Here is a 20,245-nt window from a genome sequence, read left to right as displayed (position 1 = left end):
TCGTTGAATATTGACTCACGTGAGAATATACTCATCTGGGTCAATAAATACGCAACAAATCAATAATATATGAGCCTGTTTTTTGGCGACTTTGTCGCTGGGATGGCGTCTGCACGGTTTTAATTTTGATGGTGCCAGACTGAAGTTGTTCTGTTTTCACGCCTCTGTAATACGTCGGATACTTGACGCACGGACCCTTCCGTGACTTTTCTCACAACTCTGGAGAAATTGACTATTCTTTTTCTCAGGTTCAGGTTGAACAGGTGATGGAGAAGCTATGAGTTCATCGTGTATAGAAGAAGTGAGCCTTGAAGAAAACCATTGGTATCGCATCGTCCACGAACTACTGGAACAAGCAGATATTGAAATCAATGGCTCTCGCCCTTGGGATATTCAGATAAACAACCCTGATTTTTTCAAGCGTGTTTTGCAGGAAGGCTCGCTCGGTTTGGGCGAAAGCTATATGGACGGCTGGTGGGAATGCGAAAGGCTGGATATGTTTTTCCATCACGTCCTTAAGCATAAGCTTGATCAAAAACTGCCTCACCATTTTACAGATACTTTACGTATCGCTGCCGCGCGCTTAACAAATCTGCAATCCAAAAAACGTGCGTGGATTGTTGGTAAAGAGCATTACGATTTAGGAAATGACCTGTTTTCGCTGATGCTCGATCCTTACATGCAATATTCTTGTGCTTACTGGAAAGAAGCTTCGACATTAGACGCGGCTCAGGAAGCCAAACTAGATATGATTTGCCGTAAACTGCAGCTTGAGCCGGGTATGTCGTTACTGGATATTGGTTGCGGATGGGGCGGTCTTGCTGCTTACGCGGCACGTCATTATGGCGTCAACGTACATGGCGTAACCATTTCGGGGCTTTGTTGAATAAATCGAACTTTTGCTGAGTTGAAGGATCAGATCACGCATCCTCCCGACAACACAGACCGTTCCGTGGCAAAGCAAAAGTTCAAAATCACCAACTGGCCCACCTACAACAAAGCCCTCATCAACCGTGGCTCCCTCACTTTCTGGCTGGACGATGAAGCGACTCATGCCTGGTATGAGTCGGCAACGCCTTCATCACGGGGAAGACCTCAGCGCTATTCTGACCTTGCCATCACCACCGTCCTGATGATTAAACGCCTGTTCCGGCTGACCCTGCGGGCTGCGCAGGGTTTTATTGATTCCATTTTTGCCCTGATGAACGTTCCGTTGCGCTGCCCGGATTACAGCAGTGTCAGCAAGCGGGCAAAGTCGGTTAATGTCTGTTTCAAAACACCCACCCGGGGTGAAATCGCACACCTGGTGATTGATTCCACCGGGCTGAAGGTTTTTGGTGAAGGCGAATGGAAAGTCAAAAATCACGGCAAAGAGCGCCGTCGTACCTGGCGGAAGCTGCATCTGGCCGTTGACAGCAGAACACATGAAGTCATCTGCGCGGACCTGTCTCTGAACAACGTCACGGACTCAGAAGCTTTCCCGGGTCTTATCCGGCAGACACACAGAAAAATCAGGGCAGCCGCAGCAGACGGCGCTTACGACACCCGACTCTGTCACGATGAACTGCGGCGCAAGAAAATCAGTGCCCTCATCCCGCCCCGAAAAGGAGCGGGTTACTGGCCCGTAGAGTACGCAGACCGTAACCGTGCAGTAGCGAATCAGCGGCTGACCGGGAGTAATGCCCGGTGGAAATGGACAACAGATTACAACCGTCGCTCGATAGCGGAGACGGCCATGTACAGGGTAAAGCAACTGTTCGGAGGTTCACTGACGCTGCGTGATTACGATGGTCAGGTAGCAGAGGCTTTGGGCATGGTGCGTGCGCTGAATAAAATAACGAAGGCTGGTATGCCAGAAAGCGTGCGTATTGCCTGAAAACCCGGTCAGCTACAGAGTCACTCGTCCTGAAGCTGATTTATTCAACAAAGCCGAGCCACGGTTGATGAGGGCTTTGTTGTAGGTGGGCCAGTTGGTGATTTTGAACTTTTGCTTTGCCACGGAACGGTCTGTGTTGTCGGGAGGATGCGTGATCTGATCCTTCAACTCAGCAAAAGTTCGATTTATTCAACAAAGCCCCGTGGCTCCCTCACTTTCTGGCTGGACGATGAAGCGACTCATGCCTGGTATGAGTCGGCAACGCCTTCATCACGGGGAAGACCTCAGCGCTATTCTGACCTTGCCATCACCACCGTCCTGATGATTAAACGCCTGTTCCGGCTGACCCTGCGGGCTGCGCAGGGTTTTATTGATTCCATTTTTGCCCTGATGAACGTTCCGTTGCGCTGCCCGGATTACAGCAGTGTCAGCAAGCGGGCAAAGTCGGTTAATGTCTGTTTCAAAACACCCACCCGGGGTGAAATCGCACACCTGGTGATTGATTCCACCGGGCTGAAGGTTTTTGGTGAAGGCGAATGGAAAGTCAAAAATCACGGCAAAGAGCGCCGTCGTACCTGGCGGAAGCTGCATCTGGCCGTTGACAGCAGAACACATGAAGTCATCTGCGCGGACCTGTCTCTGAACAACGTCACGGACTCAGAAGCTTTCCCGGGTCTTATCCGGCAGACACACAGAAAAATCAGGGCAGCCGCAGCAGACGGCGCTTACGACACCCGACTCTGTCACGATGAACTGCGGCGCAAGAAAATCAGTGCCCTCATCCCGCCCCGAAAAGGAGCGGGTTACTGGCCCGTAGAGTACGCAGACCGTAACCGTGCAGTAGCGAATCAGCGGCTGACCGGGAGTAATGCCCGGTGGAAATGGACAACAGATTACAACCGTCGCTCGATAGCGGAGACGGCCATGTACAGGGTAAAGCAACTGTTCGGAGGTTCACTGACGCTGCGTGATTACGATGGTCAGGTAGCAGAGGCTTTGGGCATGGTGCGTGCGCTGAATAAAATAACGAAGGCTGGTATGCCAGAAAGCGTGCGTATTGCCTGAAAACCCGGTCAGCTACAGAGTCACTCGTCCTGAAGCTGATTTATTCAACAAAGCCGTTAATAACCTGAGCCGCGCTAAAATTTTACTCGTAGGGTCAATAACATTTTGTATTTAACCACACGCTTTGCGAAGCCAGCCATACACTTCATCGCACGCATGTGGTTCAACCTTTTACATCATGAGACCTGCAGAGTCGCGACACGGATCTGTTTCTTGCCGGGCGATACCTGTCCGACTGGCCATAGCACCCTTATCCTTTGTGTCTTACCCGGACTTTTCCCCGATGCTTTATCGGTCATGGATAGAACGTCTGGCGCGATTGACAATAACGGATTGAAAGGGTGCGCTCCATAATGCCGACAGAGACAGCTTAAAACTTAGGACATCACCACATTGCACCACAAAGATTTAAACCTACCAAGAGCATAAGTTTAACGCTTTAACATTTTCAGGCGGTGTCACTGCTTTCAGTAACGCCTTTATCTTGTTTATTGTATGGCAACCGCCTACATGCCGGCAGGGGCAGGAACAGGCTTTGGCTGGGTTCATCTCTATACCCCAACATGGCAAAGATACGCTTCGGACTTTCTGCTTTTATGCTCCAGAAACAGCGGTAAATTGTCAATACCGATCGAATTCTGACCCACCCTGCCAAAGTAAAACTGACCCACCCCCTTTGAATCATTCGAGCGTTGTTGCTTTCGTTTTCTTCTGGAGTTGACCGCTTTTCAGCTTATCTTTCAGTCGATAGCTTTGGCCGCTGATTTGGGCGATATGCGCATGGTGAAGCAGCCGATCCAGCATCGCTGCCGTCAGTGTCTCGTCATCACCAAACGTTCCGGACCACTGCGTAAACGGCAGGTTGCTGGTCAGGATCACGCTGCCTGACTCATACCGTTTAGCGACTACCTGGAAGAACAGGTTCGCCTCCATTTTACCGAACGGCAGATATCCCACTTCGTCGATGATCAACAGCTTAGGTTTACCTACGACGCGGTTCAGGTAGCCCTTCAGGTCACCCTGACGATGTGACGCCATCAGTTGCAGCATCATGTCGGCGGCGGTAATGAACCGAATGCTTAAACCCGCCATCGCGGCCTTATAGCCAATGGCGGTCGCCAGGTGCGTTTTGCCGACGCCAGAAGGCCCGAGCAGGACAACGTTCTCCTGACGTTCGATAAATGTCAGACCCGCCAACTCCTGGATCTGACTTCGTGGAACGCCACTGGCATAGGCGTAATCGAACTGCTCCAGTGTTTTTATCACCGGCAGGCCTGATAACCGCAAAATGGTCTGGCGACGCCGTTCGTTCTGGCCATCATGCTGGAGCTGCAAAACGGCTTCCAGGAAGTCGGCATGCGTGCCGCTGTTGTCGATGGTCGCCTGTGCCACACCCGGCCACTCTGCCGGCAGGCGGTCGAGCTTGAGTTGCTCGCAGAGCGCGGCAATACGATCATGTTGAAGGTTCATGCTGGCACCTCGAGCAAGGCCTGGTACGTTGCCAGAGGATGTTGCAGGCTCTCGGTCGGCACCGGACGCTGGCTGAGCGCTGGGACAGGTGCAGGCAATGCCAACGTGACCTTCGGTAACGGCAATAGCGCAGCACGCTCGCGCGGCATGCGCTGCTCAGGCGGTACGCCTGTGGTGCCATGCACTCGTGTGTTCGCGACGGTGACCAGCCACTCGCCGATGCGTGTGTTGGCAGCAGGTACATCCAGTACCAGCCCGGCCTGCCGGAAGGTCGCGGTAAGAGGCACGATAAAGCTGTTCTTGAGGTAATGGTTAAACCGCTCAACCTTACCCTTGGTCTTGGCGCGATAGGGTCGGCAGACCTTGGGAGTAAAGGCATACTTCTCGGCGACGTGCATCAACTGCGGGTTCCAGCGATGCTTACCGGGGCCGTAGACATCGCGCTCAATGATGATGGCCTTGGCGTTGTCGAACAGCAGCTGATGCGGCGTCCCGCCGAAGAACCTGAGCGCAGACTCAATGCCGTCACACCAGGCAGCGGAGTCCTGGTTGCTGTAAAACTTGACGAAAGTCGCGCGGCTCCAGCCCAGCGTGGCGACAAAGGCCAGCAATGGGTTATGACCGAGTCTGATGATGGTGAAATCAACTTGCATCTGAAAGCCAGGCTCGGTCTCGAAGCGTGTTACCTCTTCAGTGACGGGCTGCTTAATGGGGTGCAGGAAAGCGGTCAGCATGCTGTAACCACCCTCGTAACCACGCTGACGGATCTCGCGCAGCAGCACACTGGCGGGTATCCAGAGGGGCCTGGCAGCGGCCACGCGCTCAAGGATATAGGTCTTGAACGGGTCAAGCTTGCAGGGGCTGGGTGCGCGAGGCTTGTAGCGCATATCCGCTACGGGCAGCGGGCTACGAATATATCTGCGAACGGTCTCACGAGAGCATGAAAGCTGGCGCGCGATGGCGCGTATCGACATGCCCTGACGGTGTAAAACACTAATCTCCACTCTGGTCTCCAATGTCATCATTGGCAGTGCCTTAAAACTGCCATTTTTACCCTAGGTGGGTCAGATTTACATCGGCAGGTGGGCCAGTTTTACATCGGTAGCGACACAATGGGATTTGTAGATACCATTATGGCCGGCGCGGTAAGCGCCACGGATATGGCCGCCGTCGCTGTCGGCACTTCCATTTGGCTTCCTGCCATTCTGTTTGGTCATGGTCTTCTCCTTGCATTGACGCCCACCGTTGCGCAACTCAACGGCTCAGGCCGCCGCGATCGCATTGCCGAGCAAATTCGTCAGGGATACTGGTTAGCCCTCTTTGTTGCCGTCCTGATCATGCTGGCGCTCTGGAATGCCGGTTATTTGATCCGGGCGATGCACGACATTGATCCGCTACTGGCGCTAAAAGCCGAAGGTTACCTTCATGCCCTGCTGTTCGGCGCACCGGGGTATCTGTTTTTCCAGGTAATGCGTAACCAGTGCGAAGGCATGTCGAAAACCAAACCGGGCATGGTATTGGGGTTCATCGGGCTGCTGGTAAATATTCCGTTAAATTATATTTTCATTTACGGCCATTTCGGTATGCCCGCATTGGGCGGCGTGGGTTGTGGCGTGGCGACGGCGTCGGTTTATTGGGTGATGTTTATCTGTATGCGCTTTTGGGTGCGCCGGATGGGCGGCATGCGCGATATTCGCATGGCTGGCCGTTTATCGCCGCCCTCACGCCCGATCCTGTCTCGCTTAGTGACGCTGGGTTTACCCGTAGCGTTGGCGCTGTTCTTTGAAGTAACGCTGTTTGCCGTTGTTGCTTTACTGGTTTCGCCACTGGGTATTGTGGACGTCGCGGGTCATCAGATCGCGCTGAACTTTAGCTCACTGATGTTCGTGCTGCCTTTATCGCTGGGGGTCGCCGCCACCATAAGGGTTGGTTACCGTCTGGGACAAGGCTCCACTGAGCAAGCTCGCATCGCGGCCTGGACGGCACAAGGCGTCGGACTCAGTATGGTGACAGTCACTGCCCTGTTTACCGTTATCTTCCGCCATCAAATTGCGCAGCTTTATACGGATAATCCTGCGGTTATTACGCTTGCCGCGCAACTAATGCTGCTGGCGGCAATTTATCAATTTTCTGATTCAATTCAGGTGATTGGCAGCGGAATTCTGCGTGGATATAAAGATACGCGATCAATCTTCTTCATTACTTTTATTGCCTACTGGCTGCTGGGCTTGCCTACCGGCTATATCCTGGCAATGACTGACTGGGTGTTTCCGCGTCTCGGTCCGGCTGGCTTCTGGTGTGGCTTTATTATCGGGCTGACCTCAGCAGCCATAATGATGTTATGGCGTATCCGCCGTTTGCAGCAAATACCGGATGAACTCATCTTGACCCGCGCCGCACGCTAAGTGGTTGAACGGGCCAGAAAAGGCCCGTTATGGCTAAAAAAACGACGCATAGCGCAGTTGCTCAACAGTCATGCCGGAAAAAGCGTTTTTCCGCTTGCCAGTTTCTCAACCTGCCGTTAATATTCGTCCCCGCTGTCGCCCTGACAGCATGTTGCGCTCTTAGCTCAGTTGGTTAGAGCACCACCTTGACATGGTGGGGGTCGATGGTTCGAGTCCATTAGAGCGCACCAAGTGCGTCCGTAGCTCAGTTGGTTAGAGCACCACCTTGACATGGTGGGGGTCGGTGGTTCGAGTCCACTCGGACGCACCAATATTGCAATGCGCTCTTAGCTCAGTTGGTTAGAGCACCACCTTGACATGGTGGGGGTCGATGGTTCGAGTCCATTAGAGCGCACCACATGCTGTTTTCTCCCGTTGCGCAACTCCCCTTTTTCCTGACCTGCTTCGCTTACCCGTACCGCTTTTTAATTGGTTTTCGCATACTTAGCGTCTATACTGTGCCGCGTTGTTTACTTGAAAGGTTTCAGCGAATACGTGCTTACTGCAATAACTCAGATTATTTGCGCAACAACAACGTGGCGGTTAACTTGCATAACCGCACAACTTCCCTGCACGCCTGACCTTCGTCACCTATTCTTACTCTGTATCGTCCTTTTCAGTTTCACTCAGAATTTTCATTTCGGTGCATTGCCATCGAAGCCCAACTTTTATCATCCATCACAACTTATAGATAATCTGTCATGAAAAAGACTAAGATCGTTTGTACTATCGGCCCAAAAACCGAATCTGAAGAGATGCTGACCCAACTGCTTGAAGCAGGCATGAACGTTATGCGTCTTAACTTTTCCCACGGCGACTACGCCGAACACGGCCAACGTATCACTAATATGCGTGCTGTGATGAAAAAAACCGGTCGTCAGGCGGCTATCCTGCTGGACACCAAAGGCCCTGAAATTCGCACCATGAAGCTGGAAGGTGGCAATGATGTCTCCCTGAAAGCGGGCCAGACATTTACTTTTACTACCGATCAAAGCGTTATTGGTAACAATGAACGTGTTGCTGTGACGTATGCTGGCATTACCACAGACCTGAAAATTGGCAATACGGTATTGGTTGATGATGGATTGATCGGCATGGAAGTCATTGAATTTACAGAAAATACCGTGGTATGTAAAGTGCTGAACAACGGTGATCTCGGTGAAAATAAAGGTGTGAACCTGCCAGGCGTCTCCATTCAGCTGCCTGCACTGGCCGAAAAAGACAAGCGCGACCTGATCTTCGGTTGTGAACAAGGCGTTGATTTCGTGGCCGCTTCCTTTATCCGTAAACGTTCTGACGTGCTGGAAATCCGTGAGCATCTGAAGCAGCACGGCGGCGAGAATATCCAGATCATCTCTAAGATCGAAAATCAGGAAGGTTTGAATAATTTCGATGAAATTCTTGATGCCTCTGACGGCATCATGGTTGCGCGCGGCGATTTAGGGGTGGAAATCCCGGTAGAAGAAGTTATCTTCGCGCAAAAGATGATGATCAAAAAATGCAATAAAGCCCGCAAAGTGGTTATTACCGCCACGCAGATGCTGGATTCGATGATCAAAAATCCACGCCCTACCCGCGCAGAAGCAGGCGATGTGGCTAACGCTATCCTGGATGGGACTGACGCGGTGATGCTGTCTGGTGAAAGCGCTAAGGGTAAATACCCGCTGGAATCGGTTACTATCATGGCGACCATCTGTGAGCGTACCGATCGCGTTATGAAGCCACGCATTGACAGCCAAAACGACACACGCAAACTGCGCATTACCGAAGCGGTATGTCGTGGTGCGGTGGAAACTGCCGAGAAGCTGGAAGCACCGCTGATTGTGGTGGCTACCGAAGGCGGTAAATCAGCTAAAGCGGTACGTAAATATTTCCCTAACGCCACTATTCTGGCATTGACCACTAACGCCACCACCGCACGTCAGCTGATCCTGAGTAAAGGTATTGAGACGCGCCTGGTGAACGAAATTGCTTCTACTGATGATTTTTATCGCCTGGGTAAAGAAGCGGCACTGGAAAGTGGTTATGCACAAAAAGGTGATGTCGTTGTCCTGGTATCTGGTGCGTTAGTACCAAGTGGAACCACAAATACAGCATCGGTTCACATGCTGTAATTATTTATTGGTTTTTTATTTAATAAGCGCCTTTTAAAGGCGCTTTTTTATTTTTCACTTAATACAAATGCTGGAAAATTCCAATCGAAAATAACTATTCAAATATGCGTTAAATTAAGGTTAATCCGATTAAATCTCTCTGTTTTCGCTAAATTTTTTTATCATATTCTGCTAACCGCTGTTTCTTTGAGCGAACGATCAAATTTAAGCATCTTCTCATCAAAAAATTATTCTCAACTTAAAAAGCTTTGTGTAATACTTGTAACGCTACATGGAGATTAACTCAATCTAGAGGGTATAAATAATGAATCGTACTAAACTGGTACTGGGCGCGGTAATCCTTGGTTCAACTCTGCTGGCTGGTTGCTCAAGCAACGCTAAAATCGACCAGCTGTCTTCAGACGTTCAGACTCTGAATGCTAAAGTTGACCAACTGAGCAATGACGTGAACGCAGTGCGTTCTGACGTTCAGGCTGCTAAAGATGACGCAGCTCGCGCTAACCAGCGTCTGGACAACCAGGCTCACTCTTACCGTAAGTAAGAGTTCTGGTTTAAAAATGGCGCCCTTGAGGCGCCATTTTTTTCTCTCCTTTATCCCTTCCCTGGGCTCGTGTTATGTCAACAACGGTATTTCCGCTTCTTACTGTGCCTGACTGCCCATCGCCTGGTTGATCGTTTTGCTCTGTCCTTCCTGTGACGTCTGGAGCACGGCTGGCAGTGGCGTATTGCCCTGCACCGCTTCCCCACCGTTTACCAGCACCGGCATGCCGGAACGACGCTCTATCGATGCTTTGATTAGCGCCGTGTCGCTGTTCTCGCTTTTCATAAATTTTTTGAAATTAGCGCTTAATGCAATCGGCATGGTCTGCGGATCGTCCTTGTCGTTGCGCGACAGCGGTTGGTGCACTTCAATATACCGTTTCCCGTCTGGCTCCACCGCGTACTTCACTGGCTGATTGATAATCTGTACCCGTGTTCCTTTCGGTACGCCATTAAACAGCGCTTCAATATCTTCAGAACGCAGGCGAATGCAGCCTGAACTGACACGCATGCCAATACCAAACTTCGCATTGGTCCCATGAATCAGATATTGTCCCGTACCGCGCGCCAGACGCAGCGCAAACAGCCCCATCGGATTATCCGGACCTGCAGGCACCACAGCCGGCAGCGTGACGCCCTCTTTCGCATAGCGCTTGCGAATATTCTGCGTTGGCGTCCAGGTTGGGTTGGGGATCTTCTGGCTGATGCGGGTGATCATGATGGGAGTGGCAGCGCCTAGCTGACCAATACCGATCGGATAAACGATGACCTTATCTTCACCTTTCGGATAATAGTAAAGACGCAGCTCCGCCAGATTCACCACAATACCTTCACGCGGCGTATCAGGCAGGATCATTTGCAACGGCACGGTCAGTTGTGTCCCGGCTTTAGGTAACCAGGGATCTGTCCCTGGGTTCGCTTCCAGCATACCCAGCAAACCAATCTTATATCTGGCGGCGATGTCCTCAAGCGGACGTTTGTTATCAGGAACCTGAGTAAGGACGTTTTCACCAATCAGGCGACTATCAGGCGGAGGTAGAGGATATTCCGTGGCAAAAGTGGGTGCAGAGAGCCCAAAACAGGACAGCAGCAGTGCACCGGCTAAACGTAAAGCAGGTTTCATGCAATTTTCTCGTCAGAAAAAAAAACAGACGCCGGTTGGCGTCTGTCGAGTTTAGCTTAGGAGAGGTTCTGAGCGGTATGGCGAATAGACCGAATCATCGCTTCCAGGCCCTGCGAACGCGTGGGCGTGAGATGCTGTAGCAGAGCTAATTCACCGAACCAGTGACGTACATCAAGCGCGACAATTTCGGTGGCAGACAGGTTTTGATAAAGGCTAAAGACTATTGCAATCAACCCTTTAACGATAGCCGCGTCACTGTCACCCTCAAAGTCAATATGCCCATCGGACTGCGGCGTCATGCGGATCCATACCTGGCTTTGACAACCAGAAATAACGTTCTCTGGTTGATGCAAGCTTTCAGAGGATTCTGGGAGTTTCGCTCCCAGCTCTATGATGTAAAGGTATTTCTCTTCCCAGTTAGCGCAACGATTAAAATTGCGAACCAGCTTCTCTTTTTCTGGCAAATTCGCCATTTATGACTCCCTTTACTCTACTCAACCGCCCAGCAGACGATGAATGCGCGTCAAGCCAGCCGCCAGACGATCCGCTTCTTCTTCGCTATTGTAGAAAGCAAAAGAGGCGCGACACATTGTCGGAACGTCGTAATGGCGCATCAGCGGCATAGCGCAATGATGACCGGTACGAATCGCAATGCCATATTGATCGAGGAAACTGCCCACATCAAAGGCATGATGCTTGCCGAGGTTAAAGGCGATCACGCCCGCTCGCGCCTGTGGACCGTAAATTTGAATATCCGGCACCGAAGCCAACTTATCCAGCGCGTAATTCATTAATGCACTTTCACGTTGATGAATGGTATCAAGCCCTAATGCCTGCATATACGCCAGCGCGGCACCTAAGCCGATAATGCCACCCGTATTCGGCGTACCCGCTTCAAAGCGCCAGGGCGATGAGTTCCATGTCGTACCGGTTGGCAGAACCACACTGGAAATCATCGAGCCGCCACCTTCCCAGGGAGGCATGTCATCAAGCAACGTTTTACGACCGTACAACACACCCGTCCCGGTTGGCCCATACAATTTATGGCCGGAAAAGATGTAAAAATCACAGTCGATGTCCTGCACGTCTACTTTGTCGTGCATTACCGCTTGCGCGCCATCAATCAGCGTGACAACACCCGCCGCTTTGGCCTGTGCCACAATCGCTTTAACCGGATTGACCGTTCCGAGCACGTTAGAAACATGCGTCACCGCCAGTAGGCGTGTACGGCTGTCAATCAGGTCAGCAAGCTGTGTCAGCGCCAGCTCACCGGTATCGGTTAAAGGCAGCACGCGGATTTCGGCACCGGTACGCTGCGCAACCATCTGCCACGGCACGATATTAGCGTGATGTTCCATTTCGGTAACGATAACATTAGCGCCGGGCTGCAATTGACTGCCGCCCCAGCTATTCGCAACCAGATTGATACCTTCGGTGGTCCCTTTAACAAACACAATCTCTTCTGGCGAAGACGCATTAAGAAAACGTGCCGCCTGATCGCGAACGTTTTCCATGTCGCTGGTTGCTTGTGCGCTAAGGGTATGAATACCACGATGCACGGCAGCATAGCCGTGCTGGTAAAAATGGCTTTCGGCGTTAATCACCGCCAGCGGACGTTGTGCGCTGGCCGCACTGTCAAGATAAGCCAGCGGATGACCGTTGACCTCACGCTTCAGGATCGGAAAGTCCGCCCTGATCCGCTCGAGATCGAAGTTCATCATGAGTCGCCTCCGGGAAAGCGTGCAGCAATACGTTGCAGCACTTCCTGACGCAGCACTTTATTATCCAGTGCTTCAGTCAGTTCTGCGGCAAAAGCATGAATAATCATGGACTGTGCCGCGTCCTGCTCAATACCGCGTGAACGCAGATAAAACATCTGTTCGTCGTCAATGCGGCCTACGGTTGCGCCGTGGCTACATTTAACATCATCAGCATAGATCTCAAGCTGCGGTTTAGTGTCCACTTCAGCCAGACGTCCCAGCAACAGGTTGTTGTTGGTCATCTGTCCGTCAGTTTTCAACGCGTGCTGAGCCACTTTGATGTGACCATTGAATACCGCACGCCCTTTGTCACGCACGATGGTTTTGTGCATCTGACGGCTAATGCAATACCCTTTATTGTGCTCCAGATAAGTACGGGTATCCGCGACTTCCTGTTTCACTGGCAATACCAGGCTATTAATTGCCAGCTGGGTATTTTCACCGTTTAGCTGCGTACTGGTGTTATGACGTGTCAGCCCGGCTCCCAGCAGAAAGCTGGTGCTGCTGACCTCGGCGTCACGTCCAATCACTATGTCATTGTGCGCGAAGTGATAGCTTTGGCTGTCTTCAAATGCCAGCTTGGTGTGCGTTAAACGGGCATTATCTGCAACGTCAAAGGTAAAACGTGCACCAGTGAAGTGTGAAGTCGCGTTCAGGGTCACGTAATGCTCAATGACTTCTGCTTCTGCGCTTTGTTCAAGTTGCAGATGATGACGATGATGCACAGTATTCATGCCATCCTGCTGACCGCTGATGATATGGAGCAAATACAGCGGACGAACCGCCGCTTTGCCACGCGCCAGGCGAATCATTGTCACCTCTTCCGCCAGGCTTTCGGTCAGATGCAAAAAGACTTCCGGTTGAACCGGCGCTGGCAGCGGACGACGTTCGGTCGCCAGGCTGTGTTGGATCTCAAACAGCTCAGTGTCAGACGCGCTCAGCGCGGGCTGGAAACGACCATCAACAAATACCAGGCGCACCGCATCCAACGGCAGCGCAAGCGCATCAACCTGTTCGGCACTGAGCGTCTGGGCCTGCGGCAGAACAAACTGCTGAGACAGTAATGACTCCAGCGGCGTGTATTTCCAGTTTTCATGCTTGCGGGTCGGTAAACCCACACGCATCAGTTGCTGCCAATGCTGCTGGGCCTGCAATGAGCGCACGTCGCCACGTGATTCAAACAGGTGATGCCACTGCTGCAGCGCATTATCACTCTTCGTCGGTAAGCCAGCCATAACCCTGCTCCTCCAGCTGTTTCACCAGCGAAAAGTCGCCAGTTTTCACAATTTTGCCTTGATACAGCACGTGCACGAAGTCTGGCTTGATGTAATCCAGAATACGTTGATAGTGCGTAACGATAATAAAGGCGCGCTTCTCATTACGCAGGCTGTTCACACCGTTTGCTACGATTTTCAGTGCATCAATATCCAGACCGGAATCGGTTTCATCAAGAATGCACAGTTCAGGTTCCAGCGCAGCCATTTGCAAAATATCGTTGCGCTTTTTCTCGCCGCCGGAGAAGCCAACGTTTACCGAACGGGTCAGCAAATCTTCCGGCATTTTCAGCAGATGAATTTTGTCTTCAATAAAATCCTGAAAATCAAACCGATCTAACTCTTCCTGCTGGCGATATTTACGTACTGCTTTAACAGAGGTTTGCAGGAAAAACTGGTTGCTAACGCCTGGAATTTCTACCGGGTATTGGAACGCCATGAAAATGCCTTCACCGGCGCGCTCTTCAGGCTCCAGTTCCAGCAGGTCTTTGCCTTTAAACGTGACGGAGCCACCGGTCACTTCATAATCTTCACGCCCTGCCAGGGTCGCAGACAAGGTACTTTTACCCGATCCGTTCGGCCCCATAATAGCGTGAACTTCACCCGGTTTAATTTCGAGGTTCAGGCCACGCAAAATGGCTTTATCTTCAACGCTAATCTGTAAATCTTTAATGCTTAACATACTTAATCCTTCACATTGCTTCCGGCAACGCGTGTGACGGCATCAGCCCACACTGTGCTCAAGGCTGATAGCTAATAGTTTTTGTGCTTCCACGGCGAATTCCAGCGGTAGCTCAGAGAATACATCTTTGCAGAAGCCGTTAACGATCATTGAGATCGCATCTTCTTCGCTGATGCCACGCTGCAGACAATAGAACATCTGATCTTCACCGATACGCGAAGTCGTTGCTTCGTGCTCCAGTTGTGCCGTGTTGTTGCGCGTTTCAACATAGGGGAACGTATGTGCGCCACAGTCCGGGCCAATCAGCATTGAGTCACATTGCGTGAAATTACGTGCATTGGTCGCGGTTGGCATGATTTTCACCAGACCACGGTAGGTGTTCTGGCTTTTACCCGCCGAAATCCCTTTGGAAATGATGGTCGATTTGGTGTTTTTGCCAATATGAACCATTTTGGTGCCGGTATCGGCTTGCTGACGGCCGCTGGTTAAGGCCACGGAATAGAATTCGCCGACCGAGTAATCGCCACGCAGAATACAGCTTGGGTATTTCCAGGTAATTGCCGAGCCGGTTTCGGATTGCGTCCATGACATTTTGCTGTGATCGCCTTCACACAGCGCACGTTTGGTGACGAAGTTCAGAATGCCGCCTTCGTTTTCACCACCGGGGAACCAGTTCTGCACGGTGGAATATTTCACTTCAGCATTTTTGTGGATAATGACTTCAACCACCGCTGCGTGCAGCTGGTAAGTATCCCGGACCGGAGCTGAACAACCTTCGATATAGCTGACGTAGCTGTCTTCATCAGCAATCAGGATAGTTCGTTCAAACTGACCGGTTTTCGCCGCATTAATACGGAAATAGGTAGAAAGCTCCATAGGGCAACGCACCCCTTTCGGGATGTACACAAAGGTACCGTCAGAAGCCGCAGCGGAGTTCAGCGCGGCAAAGAAGTTATCATTTGGCGGAACCACCGTACCCAGATACTTTTTCACCAGTTCCGGGTGATCGTGGATCGCCTCGCCAAATGAACAGAAGATAATGCCCTGCTCCGCCAGTTTGCTGCGGTAGGTCGTCGAAACGGAAACCGAGTCAAAAATGGCATCCACAGCCACTTCTTTACCTTCACGCACCGGAACGCCCAGCTGATTAAACGCGTTTTCCACTTCCTGCGTCAGGTAATCGCTGGCTGGCGTGTTCCCGGAAGCCTGGGTTGCCCCTGGCTCAGAGGCGCAGCTGTCATCGCAATTGCCGCAGGACGGTGCGGAATAATAGCTGTAATCCTGATAATCCAGTTTTTCGTAGTGCGCTTTCAGCCAGTGCGGCTCTTCCATTTCAAGCCAGGCACGGAAGGCTTTAAGACGAAACTCCAGCATCCACTCTGGCTCGTTACGCTTTGCCGAAATTGCGCGCACCACATCTTCATTGATGCCATGCGCAAATTCTTCGGTTTGCAACTGGGTAAAGAAGCCCTCTTTGTAATTGAGCTTGCCTTCCCACATTTGTACATCGTCAGATGCTTCGCTGTGTCGTGACATATTTCACTTACTCGACGCCAAAGCTTTCACCACACCCGCAGGCATGCTGAGCTTTAGGGTTATTAAATTTAAAGATCTGATTCAGGCCCTCGCGGACATAATCCACTTCGGTGCCATCGACAAACGGCATTGCCTGAAGCGGCACAAACAGCGTTGCGCCATGAAACGAGAATTGCAGATCGTCATCGACTGGCTGTTTAACCAGATCCATGACATAACCAAAACCGGCACAGCCGGATTGTTTCACACCCAGACGCAAGCCCTTGACTTCCGGGTCTTGTGCGACCAGATTGAGAATTTGTTGCGCTGCGGTTTCGGTCAGCGTCAGTCCTTTCCAGACGAAATCGTCGGGTGAGAAAGAGTCTGCGTTAACAGATGCCATGTTGATACCTCTTGAGTCTGGACCTTTTCAGGCTATCCCCCTATGGTAGTGATCTGTGAGATCACTTCAACCTCTTGTTTTGCAGGGATAATCATCTTGTGCTGTTTTTAATCGCTGATTTATTAAGCATAGTCTCTTCACGTCACTTTGCGGAAAGGCTGCGATTAGGGAAATGCATTATGTAACCTGTTAAGAAATAGGGAAATTTCGTTTCATCACTTTATGATGAAAAGCTTATTGACAGGTTACGCCTTTCTGTGAAGTAAACAGATTGTTATTTCCAATTGTACTAACAGGTAATGTTAATCGATAATTTTTTCTACCGAAGCAATTGCAATCCTGATTCAATTGAATATGATAATTATTATCATTCACCTTTCAGGGCAGTTTTATGACGCTTTCTGTCTCAGCCTGGCTTCAGCAGAAAATCGATGAATACACGTTTTCTGTGCGAGACATCACTGTCGACTTCTACCTGTCGCAGGCGAAACTTGACCGGGCCGACTGTTCCATCCAGCAGTTACGTCAATTCAACGATACCTGTGTAGATATGGCTGAAATCTGCCAGCTCAACGGTGATGATCACAGTTATCTGCATGCGATGGGTAAACTCCATCACCGGTTAGTGCAGGAAATGGGCAACAGCGATCGTGATCGCCTGTTCCGCATTCAGGCCTACCAACTGGCACGTTTATCCCTTACTCGCCTTTGCCATCAGCTCGCAATGGTGGGTGAGTGGAATAAAGCCACCGCGCTGCAAAGCGACTTTGTTCGTCACGCGGGCTGGATATTCTAATCCAGCCACGTCGTGACGTCGCGCACAATTTTTTTACAAAATTTCTAACAAGGCCTGAAGAGGATGGCGCATCCCATTGCCTTCCACGCGCTTTACCTGGCTACGGCAGGAGAAGCCGGTTGCCAGACAGCGTTGCCGTGGCAGCTTTTGCAATTGTGGATGCCAGGAAAGTGCATAAATTCCCAATGAATTTTCAAGATTTTTGCTTTCGTGGCCATAAGTGCCCGCCATGCCACAGCAACCGACATTAATATTTTCCAGCTTCGCGCCGAAACGAGAAAAAATGTCCTGCCATTGATTTGGCGTTGATGGCAATGCTGTCACTTCCGTGCAGTGCGCGAATAAATACCAGGCCTCGCCACTGGTGTTTTGCACTGCACGCTCAGTTACCACGGTTTGCAACCACTCCTGCACCAGCTGCACATTGAAATCGCCACGGGTATCGCCCAGCGTCTGGCGATATTCATCGCGGTAACACAACACCGTTGCCGGATCGACGCCGACCATCGGCATAGTCAGCTGCGCGACACGATTAAGGAAATCAGCGGTTTTACGGGCAGTACGCGCAAAACGTTGCAGGAAGCCTTTAACGTGCTGCGCCTTGCCGTTCGGTGAAAAGGGCAACAGTACCGGGTGATAGCCCAGCTTTTCAATCAGCTTCACGAAATCGTTAACCAGCTTAGCTTCGTAAAAGCTGGTAAAGGGATCCTGCACCACCAGCACATAATTTGCGCGCTGCGCTTCAGTCAATGCTTCCAGCTGTTCCAGTGTCATATTCATGGCCGGATGTCCGCTTAGCTGTTGCCTGAGCGTTGGCGAGGAAAGTAACGGCAAATCCACCATGCCGATGTGTTTTTTACTGATTTCGCGTATCCATGGCTGTTTAAGGAGGAAATTAAAGGTGTTAGGCGCTTTCGCCATCAGCGGCGCGTAATTTTCCACTGCCGCGACCAGATGATCGCTCATCGGACGGAGATAACGCGTGTGATAAAGTTGCAGAAAACGGGAGCGGAAATTCGGTACATCAATTTTGATCGGGCATTGCGTTGAGCAGGCTTTACACGCCAGGCAGCCCGACATCGCTTCTTTCACTTCATGTGAAAAATCATACTCACCTTTATTCGCATGCCAGCTATGGCGCGTGCGGCTGATAAACGTGCGCAAAGAGAGGCGATTCTCAGGTAGCTGCTTTTCCAGTTCGAGCGGATCAACGCCCTGCTCTGCCAGCAGACGCAGCCATTCGCGGGTCAGCGTCGCGCGTCCTTTTGGCGAATGAATGCGATTTCGGGTAATTTTCATTGACGGGCACATCGGACTGCGCACGTCAAAGTTAAAGCACAAGCCATTGCCATTGCACTCCATCGCGCCGCGCCAGTCGTTACGCACCGTTAAGGGAATTTGGCGATCGTATGTGCCGCGCTTGACCGCATCGATCTGCATCATTTCGGCCTGACTGTCGAAAGGCGTGCAAATTTTACCGGGGTTAAGACGATTATGCGGATCAAACGCCGCTTTAATGCGACGAAGCTCATCGAACAACGCTTCACCAAAAAATTCCGGGCTGTATTGCGCACGAAAACCTTTGCCGTGCTCGCCCCACAGCAGACCGCCATAGCGTGCCGTTAGCGCCACCACCTCGTCGGAGATCTGCTTCATCAGCATTTCCTGCTGCGGGTCTGTCATATCCAGCGCCGGACGCACATGCAATACACCCGCATCCACATGTCCAAACATGCCATAACTCAAGCCATGGCTGTCCAGCAGCGCGCGAAATTCGGCAATATAGTCAGCGAGATTTTCAGGAGGGACCGCGGTATCTTCAACGAAGGGGATGGGTTTTGCGCGACCTTTGGCATTTCCCAGCAATCCCACCGCTTTTTTACGCATGTTATAGATGCGTTCAATGCCATCCAGATCATCACACAGCTGATAGCCAATTACCCCACCCTGCTGCTGTGTCATTAACGTATCCAGTCGCTGACACAGGCTGCTGAGCTGATCTTCAATCAGCTCAGCATTGTCGCCCGCGAATTCAACGATGTTCAGCCCCTGCATATCTTTATCTGGCACATCCGTAATCAGCTCTTTTACTGAGTGCCAGACGATGTCCTCCCGCGCCAGGTTCAGGACTTTTGAATCGACGGTTTCAACCGATAGCGCTTTTGCCTCAACCATAAACGGTGCATTACGCAGCGCAGAATCGAAAGAGTCATATTTAATATTAACCAGCCGACGAACTTTGGGGATCGGCGTAATATCCAGCCGTGCTTCCGTAATAAAAGCTAACGTCCCTTCTGCGCCGCACAACAAACGTGTCAGATCGAATGTCTGCATATCGTCACTAAATACGTGGCGCAAATCATACCCGGTCAGAAAACGATTGAGCCGGGGGAACTTCTCCAGAATCAGTTTGCGCTGCTCGCGACACCGGCTTTTTACCTGCTGATAAATGCGCCCTTCCGGCGTCTGCGTTTGTCCCAGGTTTTCCGCCAGCGCGGTTGCCATTGGGCGCGTATCAAGAATCTCGCCGCCCAGTAACACCGCCCGCAAACCCATGACGTGATCGGAAGTTTTGCCATACACCAGCGAGCCTTGTCCTGAAGCATCGGTATTGATCATTCCGCCTAGCGTAGCGCGGTTGCTGGTTGATAACTCCGGCGAGAAAAAAAAGCCAAACGGCTTCAGATAAGCATTCAGTTGATCTTTAATGACGCCCGCTTCTACCCGCACCCAGCCTTGCTCTGGATTGATTTCCAGAATGCGGTTCATATGGCGTGACATATCAACGATAATGCCCTGATTCAGCGACTGTCCGTTGGTGCCCGTGCCTCCGCCGCGTGGGGTAAAGACCAGGCTGGTAAAACGTTCTTCACTGGCTAAACGGGCGATCAGCGCCACATCAGCAGTGGAACGGGGAAACAGCACCGCATCGGGCAGTAATTGATAAACACTGTTATCGGTGGAAAGGGAAAGACGATCGGCATAGCTGGTCGCAGTGTCGCCGGTAAAGCCTTGCTCTTTCAGCGACTCAAGGAATGTCAGCACCAGTTGAATAAGGCCTGGCGCCTGTGAAATCTGTGGGATCATGAGTGTGAGACCGAGATGTTGTAAACGTTTGCGTCTGTGTGATTTGCTTTAATCCCTCGTTTTATCACATTTTTACTGTGCCTGCCGTTTTTTCAG

15 protein-coding genes, 3 tRNA genes and 3 pseudogenes are annotated in these 20,245 nt (G+C 51.3%); 10 read left to right on the top strand and 11 right to left on the bottom strand.

The annotated features are described in order from the left end of the window. Positions 1–277: 277 nt before the first annotated feature. Together H2P46_RS04760 and H2P46_RS04755 are read left to right on the top strand one after the other, a co-directional pair. Positions 278–874: pseudogene (locus tag H2P46_RS04760) on the top strand (class I SAM-dependent methyltransferase); the annotation flags it as partial. Between the two features lie 33 nt (positions 875–907). Beyond that, positions 908–1,876 carry an IS5 family transposase gene (locus H2P46_RS04755; protein WP_193403199.1) on the top strand — a complete coding sequence of 323 codons (969 nt, stop codon included), beginning with the start codon at positions 908–910 and terminating at the stop codon, positions 1,874–1,876. Positions 1,877–1,930: 54 nt separating this feature from the next. Here the strand turns inward: H2P46_RS04755 and H2P46_RS04750 are convergent. Beyond that, positions 1,931–2,044 (bottom strand): annotated as a pseudogene (locus H2P46_RS04750) (IS5/IS1182 family transposase); the annotation flags it as partial. On the opposite strand from H2P46_RS04750, the gene H2P46_RS04745 reads away from it, so the two are divergent. Beyond that, positions 2,024–2,941 carry an IS5 family transposase gene (locus H2P46_RS04745; protein WP_193404056.1) on the top strand — a complete coding sequence of 306 codons (918 nt, stop codon included), beginning with the start codon at positions 2,024–2,026 and terminating at the stop codon, positions 2,939–2,941. The pseudogene H2P46_RS04750 and the gene H2P46_RS04745 sit on opposite strands and share 21 nt — an antisense overlap. Positions 2,942–3,622: 681 nt before the next feature. Here H2P46_RS04745 and istB read toward each other — a convergent pair. Together istB and istA are read right to left on the bottom strand one after the other, a co-directional pair. Further along, positions 3,623–4,411 (bottom strand): IS21-like element helper ATPase IstB, encoded by a 789-nt coding sequence (gene istB / locus H2P46_RS04740; RefSeq protein ID WP_193403211.1) that lies wholly within the window; start codon positions 4,409–4,411, stop codon positions 3,623–3,625. Then, a complete protein-coding gene (gene istA, locus H2P46_RS04735; RefSeq protein WP_193403210.1) occupies positions 4,408–5,436 on the bottom strand; it encodes an IS21 family transposase in 1,029 nt (342 codons plus the stop codon). Before istA ends, istB begins: the two co-directional genes overlap by 4 nt. A gap of 84 nt (positions 5,437–5,520) precedes the next feature. On the opposite strand from istA, the pseudogene H2P46_RS04730 reads away from it, so the two are divergent. The 6 genes and pseudogenes from H2P46_RS04730 to H2P46_RS04705 form a co-directional block, all read left to right on the top strand. Beyond that, positions 5,521–6,816 (top strand): annotated as a pseudogene (locus H2P46_RS04730) (MATE family efflux transporter); the annotation flags it as partial. A 153-nt stretch (positions 6,817–6,969) separates the two neighbouring features. Continuing rightward, positions 6,970–7,046, top strand: a tRNA-Val gene (locus tag H2P46_RS04725). A gap of 3 nt (positions 7,047–7,049) precedes the next feature. Beyond that, positions 7,050–7,126: transfer RNA gene (locus tag H2P46_RS04720), tRNA-Val, on the top strand. Positions 7,127–7,136: 10 nt separating this feature from the next. After that, positions 7,137–7,213, top strand: a tRNA-Val gene (locus H2P46_RS04715). A gap of 343 nt (positions 7,214–7,556) precedes the next feature. Next, complete coding sequence (gene pykF / locus H2P46_RS04710; protein ID WP_193404055.1) at positions 7,557–8,969, top strand: pyruvate kinase PykF; 1,413 nt, start codon at positions 7,557–7,559, stop codon at positions 8,967–8,969. A gap of 304 nt (positions 8,970–9,273) precedes the next feature. Then, the gene (locus tag H2P46_RS04705) at positions 9,274–9,510 is read left to right on the top strand and encodes a major outer membrane lipoprotein (RefSeq protein ID WP_006118977.1); all 237 of its coding nucleotides are present in this window, start codon (positions 9,274–9,276) and stop codon (positions 9,508–9,510) included. A gap of 99 nt (positions 9,511–9,609) precedes the next feature. Here the strand turns inward: H2P46_RS04705 and H2P46_RS04700 are convergent, their stop codons facing one another. Genes H2P46_RS04700 through sufA form a run of 7 tightly spaced genes read right to left on the bottom strand, consistent with a single transcriptional unit; the run spans position 9,610 to position 16,266 of the window. After that, on the bottom strand, positions 9,610–10,632 hold the full coding sequence (locus H2P46_RS04700; protein WP_193404054.1) for a L,D-transpeptidase family protein: 1,023 nt from the start codon (positions 10,630–10,632) through the stop codon (positions 9,610–9,612). A 56-nt stretch (positions 10,633–10,688) separates the two neighbouring features. Further along, positions 10,689–11,105 carry a cysteine desulfuration protein SufE gene (gene sufE, locus H2P46_RS04695; protein WP_193404053.1) on the bottom strand — a complete coding sequence of 139 codons (417 nt, stop codon included), beginning with the start codon at positions 11,103–11,105 and terminating at the stop codon, positions 10,689–10,691. Positions 11,106–11,126: 21 nt separating this feature from the next. Continuing rightward, complete coding sequence (gene sufS, locus H2P46_RS04690) at positions 11,127–12,350, bottom strand: cysteine desulfurase SufS (protein WP_193404361.1); 1,224 nt, start codon at positions 12,348–12,350, stop codon at positions 11,127–11,129. Continuing rightward, on the bottom strand, positions 12,350–13,627 hold the full coding sequence (gene sufD / locus H2P46_RS04685; RefSeq protein WP_193404052.1) for a Fe-S cluster assembly protein SufD: 1,278 nt from the start codon (positions 13,625–13,627) through the stop codon (positions 12,350–12,352). Before sufD ends, sufS begins: the two co-directional genes overlap by 1 nt. Then, positions 13,602–14,348 (bottom strand): Fe-S cluster assembly ATPase SufC, encoded by a 747-nt coding sequence (gene sufC / locus H2P46_RS04680; RefSeq protein ID WP_193404051.1) that lies wholly within the window; start codon positions 14,346–14,348, stop codon positions 13,602–13,604. Before sufC ends, sufD begins: the two co-directional genes overlap by 26 nt. Positions 14,349–14,390: 42 nt before the next feature. Further along, positions 14,391–15,884 carry a Fe-S cluster assembly protein SufB gene (gene sufB / locus H2P46_RS04675; protein WP_193404050.1) on the bottom strand — a complete coding sequence of 498 codons (1,494 nt, stop codon included), beginning with the start codon at positions 15,882–15,884 and terminating at the stop codon, positions 14,391–14,393. 7 nt (positions 15,885–15,891) lie between these two features. Then, the gene (gene sufA, locus H2P46_RS04670; RefSeq protein WP_193404049.1) at positions 15,892–16,266 is read right to left on the bottom strand and encodes a Fe-S cluster assembly scaffold SufA; all 375 of its coding nucleotides are present in this window, start codon (positions 16,264–16,266) and stop codon (positions 15,892–15,894) included. A 391-nt stretch (positions 16,267–16,657) separates the two neighbouring features. Here sufA and H2P46_RS04665 point away from each other — a divergent pair, with 391 nt between their 5' ends. Beyond that, on the top strand, positions 16,658–17,062 hold the full coding sequence (locus H2P46_RS04665) for a hypothetical protein (protein ID WP_193404048.1): 405 nt from the start codon (positions 16,658–16,660) through the stop codon (positions 17,060–17,062). 33 nt (positions 17,063–17,095) lie between these two features. On the opposite strand, the gene ydiJ is transcribed toward H2P46_RS04665, so the two are convergent. Then, positions 17,096–20,149, bottom strand: coding sequence for a D-2-hydroxyglutarate dehydrogenase YdiJ (gene ydiJ, locus H2P46_RS04660; RefSeq protein ID WP_193404047.1), 3,054 nt, complete (start codon positions 20,147–20,149; stop codon positions 17,096–17,098). Positions 20,150–20,245: the final 96 nt, after the last annotated feature.

It is taken from the genome of Mixta mediterraneensis (assembly GCF_014946725.1).
Classification (GTDB): domain Bacteria; phylum Pseudomonadota; class Gammaproteobacteria; order Enterobacterales; family Enterobacteriaceae; genus Pantoea; species Pantoea mediterraneensis.
Note: the sequence above shows the minus strand (reverse complement) of the source record. Positions and strands in the feature narration are given on the sequence as shown.

Excerpts from the sequence above, each read along its gene's own strand:
- H2P46_RS04745 (WP_193404056.1), top strand. The coding sequence starts at position 2,024 with ATGCGTGATCTGATCCTTCAACTCAGCAAAAGTTCGATTTATTCAACA.
- istB (WP_193403211.1), bottom strand. The coding sequence starts at position 4,411 with ATGAACCTTCAACATGATCGTATTGCCGCGCTCTGCGAGCAACTCAAG.
- istA (WP_193403210.1), bottom strand. The coding sequence starts at position 5,436 with ATGATGACATTGGAGACCAGAGTGGAGATTAGTGTTTTACACCGTCAG.
- pykF (WP_193404055.1), top strand. The coding sequence starts at position 7,557 with ATGAAAAAGACTAAGATCGTTTGTACTATCGGCCCAAAAACCGAATCT.
- H2P46_RS04705 (WP_006118977.1), top strand. The coding sequence starts at position 9,274 with ATGAATCGTACTAAACTGGTACTGGGCGCGGTAATCCTTGGTTCAACT.
- H2P46_RS04700 (WP_193404054.1), bottom strand. The coding sequence starts at position 10,632 with ATGAAACCTGCTTTACGTTTAGCCGGTGCACTGCTGCTGTCCTGTTTT.
- sufE (WP_193404053.1), bottom strand. The coding sequence starts at position 11,105 with ATGGCGAATTTGCCAGAAAAAGAGAAGCTGGTTCGCAATTTTAATCGT.
- sufS (WP_193404361.1), bottom strand. The coding sequence starts at position 12,350 with ATGAACTTCGATCTCGAGCGGATCAGGGCGGACTTTCCGATCCTGAAG.
- sufD (WP_193404052.1), bottom strand. The coding sequence starts at position 13,627 with ATGGCTGGCTTACCGACGAAGAGTGATAATGCGCTGCAGCAGTGGCAT.
- sufC (WP_193404051.1), bottom strand. The coding sequence starts at position 14,348 with ATGTTAAGCATTAAAGATTTACAGATTAGCGTTGAAGATAAAGCCATT.
- sufB (WP_193404050.1), bottom strand. The coding sequence starts at position 15,884 with ATGTCACGACACAGCGAAGCATCTGACGATGTACAAATGTGGGAAGGC.
- sufA (WP_193404049.1), bottom strand. The coding sequence starts at position 16,266 with ATGGCATCTGTTAACGCAGACTCTTTCTCACCCGACGATTTCGTCTGG.
- H2P46_RS04665 (WP_193404048.1), top strand. The coding sequence starts at position 16,658 with ATGACGCTTTCTGTCTCAGCCTGGCTTCAGCAGAAAATCGATGAATAC.
- ydiJ (WP_193404047.1), bottom strand. The coding sequence starts at position 20,149 with ATGATCCCACAGATTTCACAGGCGCCAGGCCTTATTCAACTGGTGCTG.